Origin of the sequence: Parafrankia sp. Ea1.12 (genome assembly GCF_900465275.1) — a bacterium.
Classification (GTDB): Bacteria; Actinomycetota; Actinomycetes; order Frankiales; family Frankiaceae; genus Parafrankia; species Parafrankia soli.
Genome location: NZ_UBIZ01000387.1, coordinates 21,138 through 29,191, shown reverse-complemented (window position 1 = coordinate 29,191; position 8,054 = coordinate 21,138). Strand labels below are relative to the sequence as shown.

The following is an 8,054-nucleotide window of genomic DNA, read 5'->3' as shown; positions in this document are numbered from 1 at the left end:
GCGAAGCCACGAACCGTGACCAAACCACCCACCAGCACAGATGCCACGCCGCCACGCCGTACCAACCCACCAGCCAAGAACAGCAGAAGATCAGCCATCCAAGATCGACTTAAGCTTCACGGCATTGGGCCTTGAGGTTGGTCTGCGAATAGTAGCCCGACTGGCCGAACGGTCCGTAGCCGATGACACCCGAGTTGCCGTGCAGTGCGGCCGGGGTCGACTGGCTCAGTGTGAGGCCGCCGAAACTGTAGCTGAGATCGGGGAATCCGCCCGAGACGTGGTTGACGCCGTTCTTCCCGTCCATGTGGACGGTGCCGACGGTGAAGTTGTAGCCACCGCCCGGCGGGACCACGTCCGGCTGGATGCTGTAAATCTCCTTGGTTCCCTTGTAGGTGCCCCGGGTGAGGTCCGAGATCGCGAAATTGACGTTGTAGATCACCGCTGCCGGCGCCGTGGCGAGGCCGTCGTTGCGGACGACCATGCTCTCGAAGCCGTAGGCGTGGCTCTTCCCGAAGACGTCCTTCCCGGTGAGGCGGCCGGTGAAGTACCACCACTCCATCCCGGCGTCGACGTGCGCGGATTCGTCTTTCGGCAGCGACACCGGGCCGTATGTCAGTGCTGAGGCCGCGGGCGTCTGGACCGCGAACAGCAACAGCAGGCCGGACAGTGCCCCCAGGAGCAGGCCGGACACCCTCCTTTTCCGTAATCGCCGCATCCGGGATCCAGTTGACGAGGTCATCGTTCGCACCGCCCTTTCGAATGGATGAGAAGAGTGCGGAACGGGTGCTCCGCACGTGGTCGGCCAGATTTGTCGGGCTTCACGGCGCGGCCGAGCCGCATCCGTCTCCGGACGATGTCCCGTCGTTTCTTCAAAGCTCTCGGCGACAGCCGAAAAAGGACCGGCCGGCGTCGAGAGAAAAATCCGCGCGGGCGTGGATGAAGGCGACCTTCTCATGGTTCCGGTCAGGGTGGCGGCTGAGCGCGAAGCCTGCCTGTTCGTCCTTACCGTCGAACCAGAACTGGTCGTAGGGGTCCGGATGGTCATCGCCGGCATGCGAGATCATCCGTCGGGATGGACCCTAACGGATACATCTAGATTTTTCAAGGAGGTTCGGGAGTCCTTGATCCGCCGCCGCATGGATCGCCGGCGGGCCGGTGGCGCGGCACAGGCAACCCGCTACCGGCGTCAGGTGCCGCCCGCATGCTGGCCGGCCAGCCAGGAGGCGACCTTGCCCCGGGAGTGGAACCCGAGCTTGGTCAGTACCTGCTGGACGTGGGTCTCCACGGTGCGCAGCGAGATCACGAGCCTTGCCGCGATCTCCTTGTTGGTCAGCCCCTGGGCGACGAGACCGGCTACCTGGCGTTCCCGGCGGGTCAGCCCGGCCGCGGCCAACCGGTCGCCCGCGGCGACGCCGATCACCGGAGCCGGCTGGCCGTCCGCGTCCACGGTTGCGGTTGCGGACGGGGTGATCTCGACGTCGCCCAGGCCACAGGCGCACGCGCCCTCGAGCGAGAGTTCGGTGCCGCGCGTCCAGATGGCGTCGAACGCGTGGTGACCGAGCACCCGCCGGGAGTCGGCCTCGCTCTCCCGGCGGAACCGGAACAGGCCCGGAAACGCCGTGGTGGACGTGCCCATCCGTGCCCACAGCCGATCAGCCGTGCCGAGCAGTACCGCGGTCGTCGCATGCCGGCCGCGGCTGGCCTCGATCCAGGCGATGGCCTCCAGGCACAGCGTCAGGCTCAGCTGGTCGGACCGGCTGCTCGTGGCGGAGAGGGCGTCCCGCGCGATCGACAGGGCGGCTTCGGGATCGCCGGCGCGCCAGGTGGCGACGGCGTAGGCCCAGGCAGTGTACGAACGTAGGCACGGATCGTGCTGCAGTTCGGCGATCTCGGCGCACTCGGCGTGGTAGGCCCGCGCGGTCTCGGGGGTCGCGCTGAGCGCGGCGGCCACCGTGAGCAGCGCCAGCGTCTCGAGCTGGCGGTTGATGTCGCCAGCGACGCGGAACTGCGCCAGCGCCTGTTCAAGGTGGTCGATCGCGCCGGACCGGCCGGTGTACAGCGCGTCCATCCCGCCGAGCTGGATGATCAGCGCGGAGGCCGAGAGATCGTGTGTCTCCGAGACCAGGTCGGCGCCCTGCCGGAGGATCCGGGCCGAGGCCGTCGGGTCACCCTGCAAGGTCGCGAGCCAGCCCGCGGCGTGAACGGCCCGGATGCGGTCATGGATGCTTCCGCCGCCGTGGTCGAGGAACCGCGCCAGCCAGGTCCGTCCCTCGTCGAACCGGCCGTCGGCCACCCAGTAGCGATGCAGCGACCCCGCCAGCGCGAGTCCGCGACCGTGGTCGTTCGTCTCGGCGCAGTACTCCATCGCCCGCTGCAGGTTGGCGTGGTCCCGGCGAAGGCGGCTCAGCCACGCCCGCCGATCGGCCCCGAGCAGCCCGGCCTCCGCCCGGGTCGACAGATCAAGGAACCAGTCGCGGTGAGCCCGTCGCAGGGCCGCCTCCTCACCGCTGCTCTCGAGCCTCTCCTGCCCGTACTGGCGGAGCATCTCCAGGAGCCGGAACCGTGCGTTCTCCGGACCCGCCTCGAGGGTCAGGATGGATTTGTCGACCAGCGACAGGATCAGGTCCAGCACGGGTTCGGCGAGCCCGGAAGCCCCGCAGACCCCCTCCGCCGCGTCCAGCTCGAAACCGCCGGAGAACACCGAGAGCTGGGTCCACAGACGCTGTTCCGGCCCGGTGCAGAGCTCGAAACTCCAGTCGATACAGGCGCGCAGTGTCCGCTGCCGCTCCGGAACCCGACGGCCGTCGCGGCGCAGTATCCGTGTGTTCTCGGTAAGTAGTCGCAGGACGTCGGCGGGCAACAACGCGCGGATCTTGACGGCAGCCAGCTCGATGGCGAGGGGGATTCCGTCCACCAGGCGGCAGATGCCCCAGACCGCGGCGCGGTTGTCCCGGGTGAGGTCGAATCCGGAGCGCACGGCACGGGCCCGCTCCAGGAAGAGCGTGACCGCGTCACAGCCGGACACGTCGACTCCGTCGAGGTCGGTCTCCGCCGGCACCGGGAAAGGTGCGACCACATAGGTGCTCTCGCTGTCGATTCGCAGCGACTCCCGGCTTGTCGCGAGAATGCGGAGCCCCGGGCAACCGCGCAGCAGGCTGTCCACCAGGTCGGCGCACGCGTCCGCCAGATGCTCGCAGTTGTCGAGCAGGATCAGCAGCTGCTTCTGGGCGAGATGGCCGCGCAACGTCTCCAGCACGCTCTGATCGGTCGGAGGCGGGCAGCCGAACGTCGCCGAGACCAGGTGCGCGAGCAGGCCCGGATCACGCAACTGGGCCAGCTCGACCCACCACACCCCGTCGGGGAACGCGTCACGGACGTCCGCGGCCGCGCGCAACGCCAGCCGGGTCTTCCCCACGCCCCCCGCTCCGACCAGCGTCACGAGCCGGGACCCGCCGAGTAGCCGCCTGAGCTCCGCGCGTTCGGCCTGCCTGCCGACAAAGCTGGTCAGCTCGGCGGGTAATCCCTCGTTCGAGAACCGCGGCGGCGCGGGCATGGGCCATCTTTTGCAGGCACCGCGCGGGACGTCAAGCCGCCGAGTAATCCCCGTAGTAATACCCGTAGTTCCACTGAAGACGTCCCCGCGACGCCCGTCGATTCTGGTTCCTGCGGCCGGGTCCGGCATCCCGGCGGCGCTGCGGCAGCGAGCGCGAGCCCGGCGGTCCCGGTCCCGGCCGTCGGGAGGCCGGGCAACCGGCGTACGGAGAGGAACCCTGTCGATGCTCACCCCGTTCGACGACTACCCCGTCCACCAGACGCCGCTGCCGGTCGCGCACGTCGAGGGCGGGCACCCCGATCACTACGATCGGTTCTGGTTCAACGGTTACGACGGCGAGATGTACTTCGCGCTCGCGCTCGGGCTCTATCCCAACCGGGGAATCATCGACGCGGCCTTCAGCGTCGTTCACGATGACGTCCAGCGGTCCGTGTTCGCGTCGGGACGCATTCCTCTGGACCGGACCGAAACCCGCGTCGGACCGATCTCGGTGGAGATCGTCGAACCGCTGCGGGTCAACCGCATCCGCGTCGACGCGGCCGAGCACGGTCTGGTCGCCGATCTCACCGCCGTCGCCCGCACACCCGCCTACGAGGAGCCGCGGACCACCCAGCACGACGGGACGCGGCTGCTGACCGACTCCACCCGTGCCACCCAGATGGTCAGCTGGACCGGCCAGCTGACGGCCGGGGGCGAGGACGTGCGGATAAGAACCGGAACGTACGGCACGAAGGATCGCTCCTGGGGAGTCCGCGGTCTCGTCGACCGGATTCCTGGTGCGCCGCGTTCCGCCACCCCGCAGGTGTTCTTTCTGTGGGCCCCCTTGAACTTCGCCGACGAGTGTCTGCACTACATGGTGATGGAGGACGAGGCCGGAAACCCCTGGACGGACACCGCGGCGGTGTTGCCCGTGCTCGCCGAGGGGGGGTCGGTCTTCGGACCGGACACCGGCATCCGGCGCCTGCGCGGAGTCAGGCACCAGATTCGCTGGGCCCCGGGGCTGCGACGATCCAACGGTGCCGCCCTCATTCTCGGGGAGGGCGAGGCGGTGGAGCTGGAGCCGCTGCTCACCTTCCGGATGAAGGGCGCCGGCTACCTCCACCCCACCTGGGCCCATGGCCGGTGGCACGACGAACTGGCCGTCGGCGGTGAGGCGCGCAAGGTGGCGGAGCTGGATGTTCTGGCCATCGACTGCGTACACGTGCAGCAGGTGGTGCGGGCGACGTGGGGTGGCCGGGTCGGCCTCGGCGTGTTGGAACAGGCCGTCATCGGGCCCTACCGGCCGGGCGGATTCCGCGACCTGCTCGACGGCGCTCCCAGCGCTCCCGGCGTCTGAGTCCACCGTTCTCCCAACGAACCCCGGAGACCCAGGTGAGCACAATGACCGAGCCTCCCGCACTGGTGTCCGACCCGCGTGACGTCACGGCCGGCTGGCTGACGGACCTGCTGAGGCACGCGGGAGCGCTCTCGGCCGGCGGCCGGGTGGCCGACTTCAGCGCGGTGGCCATCGGGACGGGCAGCGTCGGGGCGACCCTTCGCTACCAGCTGCGGTACGGCGGGGACCGCGCGTCGATCGCGCCTCCTCCGTCGATCGTCATGAAGTTCGCCTCGGCCGAGGCGAACAGCCGGGCCGCGGGCGTGGCCACCCGCTCGTACGAGAACGAGGTCGCGTTCTACCTGCAGGCCGCCCACACCGTCGACGTCCGCCGGCCGCACTGCTACTTCGCCGCCGTCGAGCCCAACACCGCCAATGTCGTGGTCGTCCTGTCCGATCTCGCGCCGGCGGTGCCCGGGGACCAGCTCATCGGCTGCGGTGCCGACGACGCGGAGCTCGCGGTGACCGAGGCGGCCCGGTTGCATGGTCCCCGCTGGGGCGACCCCGCGCTCCTCGACCTGAGCTGGCTGGCCAAAGCCGAGCCGGTGATCTCGGTGTCCGACGTCTACCGGGCTCTCTGGGACGGCTTCGTGGAGCGCTACCGGACGACGATCGAACCCGACGTCATCACCCAGGGCGAAGCCCTCGGCGCCGGCATCGATCGGTGGCTGGCGCACCGCCCCACTGCCGTGACCATAACCCACGGTGACTTCCGGATCGACAACATGATGTTCGAGGGAGCCGGTCGAAACCGGCACGTGACGATCGTCGACTGGCAGACCGCGCGCCTTGGCACGGGTCCCGCCGACATCGCCTACCTCCTCGGCGGAAGCCTGCCGCCCGACATCCGGCGCGCGCACGAGGCCGACCTGGTGCGCCGCTACCACGACGCCCTCGGCGGCTACGGGGTGACGGGTGCCTACCCGTTCGAGGAGTGCTGGGACGACTACCGGCGCTTCAGCTGGAACGGGCTGGTCATGTCCGTGATCGCGGCGATGATGGTCCGCCGCGACGCCCGCACCGACGCGATGTTCGCGACGCTGGCCAACCGGCACGCCACCCAGACCCGGGACCTCACCGCCATCGACTACCTGCGCTGAGCCTGTACGGCTGTGCGGCTGTGCGGCTGTGCGCTCGAGCGGCTGGACGGCCCTCAGTAGTCGTGCTGCATCAGGTCGATGACGTTCTTCGCGCGCTGCGCGAGCATGACCCGCCCGACGATCTCCATGTGCTCCGCCCAGTGCTTCTCGGCCGCCGGGGCGTCACCGTCCTCGATGAGCGCCGCCAGCCGTGCCTGGGAGCGCAGGCCGCGCAGCCGGGTGGCGCTGGTGTCCTTGCCCTCGCCGGGCTGGCTGACCGCGGCGACGGCCCGGGCGACGATCTCGTTGAGCATCTCGGCGATGATGCTCAGGGTCTGGTTCCCGGCCAGCTCGACGAGGCGGGCGTGGAAGCGTGAGTTGGCCCGCCCGAACGCCTCGGGGTCGTCGATCACCTCGAGCTGCTCGGCACTGAGTCGGCGCAGCTCCGCGGCCGAGGACCCGCGTGAGCGTGCCCCGGCGACCAGCCGCGCGGCCACCGGCTCGATCGTGCCGCGGGCGTTGTAGACGTCCGCGAGCGGGACGTTGCGCGCCTGGAGCACGAGCGCGGCGGTGCGCGCCGTCATCCGCTCGCTGGGCTGGTGGGCGATGACGCCGCCGAGTACTCCGCGCTTGACGGAGATCAGGCCCTCCGCCTCCAGGATGCGCAGCGCCTCCCGCAGGGAGGGGCGGGAGACGCCGAACCGGTCGACCAGGTCGGGCTCGCGGCCGAGTGACTCACCCTCCGCCAGGTCGCCCCGCACGATGAGCCGCCGGAGCTCGTCGGCGATCTGCTGGGGCTTCTCGCGCAGCGGGGGCCGCTCCCCACCGCGAGATCTCCTTGGCTCGGTCACCTGGCTCGACCTTCTCTCCGTCGGCCGCGTCCAGCCCCCACCGCGACGGCTCGCGCGCAGCGCCGGACGAAGCGCTGGCCATGGTCTGATGCCCGTGACGGCTGGGTGAATGCGATCCGCCCAGCCTACCGGCGAACATCTCCGGGACCCAGCGCCCGGCCGGTGCTTTCCCTCTAGATGTTTGAACGTGCCTACGGCGTCTCCGGGTGCGGCTCACCACGCCGGGGGAGGCGGTCACGGCTACCGCGCCAGCTGGTCGTCGGCCTCCGGGTCGGGGAGGTCGAAGTGCTCGTCGCGTAGTTGGAAGGCTCGTTTTGTGCCGTGCCTGGCGCGGGTTTTGACGAAGTTGAACTCGTCGTCCTCGAACTGGAGGTTGGTGCCGAAGGCGTGGAAGAGGTAGCTGGCGACCTCTTCGCCCTGGTAGCCCTGTAGTTGCTCGACGAGGCGGAAGGCCTCCTTGGCGATGACGATGCCGTCGGCGGGCATCCGGGAGAGCTTGCGTGCCCACCAGTCCGCCCGCGCGGACACGTCGGCGCCGTCGATCACCTCGGTGAAGACCGAGAGGTGGGCCAGTTCGCTGGCGGGGATCATGTCGCCGGTCAGCAGCAGGCGGCGTGCCAGCACCGGGCCGAGCCGGTAGAAGAACATGTGCAGGGAGCCGAGGGCCGGGCCGAGGAACCGGGTCGCGGGCATCCCGATCCGGGTGTCGCCGGCGACGACCGCGATGTCGGCCATGAGCGCGAGTTCGAATCCGCCGCCGAGCGCGAAGCCCTGTACCTCGGCGATCGTGGCTTTCGGGTAGCCGAGGAAGTTGTGGTAGAAGCTGAACGACTTGCGGTCGACGGACAGCCGGCGGCGCTGGCTGGGACGTCGCTGCCGGGAGTCATTCGCGGCGTCGCCGTACCAGCCGTAGGCGTTGGCCATGTCGGCACCGGTGCTGAACACGCCCCCGTTCCCGCGCAGGACCACCACCTTGACCGCGTCGTCGGCCGCGAGCTCGTCGAGGTAGGTGCCGAGCTGCTCCCGCATCGCGGGGTCGTACGCGTTCCGGCGGCTGGGGTTGTCGAGCGTGAGGCGGGCGATCCCGGTCCCCTCGTCGCGTTCCAGTAGCACACGGCCCTCGCTCACTGGCTCTCCCTCTCGCTGATCGGACAGTCACGCCATCCGGCCACGCCATGCTATATCTCTAGATATTT

Annotated in this window: 7 protein-coding genes; 2 read left to right on the top strand and 5 right to left on the bottom strand. The window is 69.7% G+C overall.

Annotated elements, in window-relative coordinates:
- Nucleotides 1-109: 109 nt before the first annotated feature.
- From FMEAI12_RS22190 to FMEAI12_RS39530, 3 genes are all read right to left on the bottom strand, one after another.
- Nucleotides 110-691 (bottom strand): carotenoid 1,2-hydratase, encoded by a 582-nt coding sequence (locus FMEAI12_RS22190; RefSeq protein ID WP_235014306.1) that lies wholly within the window; start codon nucleotides 689-691, stop codon nucleotides 110-112.
- A 178-nt stretch (nucleotides 692-869) separates the two neighbouring features.
- On the bottom strand, nucleotides 870-1,064 hold the full coding sequence (locus FMEAI12_RS22185; RefSeq protein WP_071065466.1) for a hypothetical protein: 195 nt from the start codon (nucleotides 1,062-1,064) through the stop codon (nucleotides 870-872).
- Nucleotides 1,065-1,186: 122 nt separating this feature from the next.
- Nucleotides 1,187-3,553 (bottom strand): LuxR C-terminal-related transcriptional regulator, encoded by a 2,367-nt coding sequence (locus FMEAI12_RS39530; protein ID WP_112107702.1) that lies wholly within the window; start codon nucleotides 3,551-3,553, stop codon nucleotides 1,187-1,189.
- Between the two features lie 223 nt (nucleotides 3,554-3,776).
- Here FMEAI12_RS39530 and FMEAI12_RS22175 point away from each other — a divergent pair, with 223 nt between their 5' ends.
- Nucleotides 3,777-4,889 carry a hypothetical protein gene (locus FMEAI12_RS22175; RefSeq protein WP_112107701.1) on the top strand — a complete coding sequence of 371 codons (1,113 nt, stop codon included), beginning with the start codon at nucleotides 3,777-3,779 and terminating at the stop codon, nucleotides 4,887-4,889.
- Nucleotides 4,890-4,933: 44 nt separating this feature from the next.
- Nucleotides 4,934-6,028, top strand: a complete 1,095-nt coding sequence (locus FMEAI12_RS22170) for a phosphotransferase (protein WP_112107700.1) — start codon at nucleotides 4,934-4,936, stop codon at nucleotides 6,026-6,028.
- A 53-nt stretch (nucleotides 6,029-6,081) separates the two neighbouring features.
- Here FMEAI12_RS22170 and FMEAI12_RS22165 read toward each other — a convergent pair whose 3' ends face one another.
- Together FMEAI12_RS22165 and FMEAI12_RS22160 are read right to left on the bottom strand one after the other, a co-directional pair.
- Entirely contained in the window at nucleotides 6,082-6,858 is a 777-nt protein-coding gene (locus FMEAI12_RS22165) for a FadR/GntR family transcriptional regulator (RefSeq protein WP_071065470.1), read from the bottom strand.
- Between the two features lie 240 nt (nucleotides 6,859-7,098).
- Entirely contained in the window at nucleotides 7,099-7,986 is an 888-nt protein-coding gene (locus tag FMEAI12_RS22160) for an enoyl-CoA hydratase/isomerase family protein (protein ID WP_112107699.1), read from the bottom strand.
- Nucleotides 7,987-8,054 lie beyond the last annotated feature (68 nt).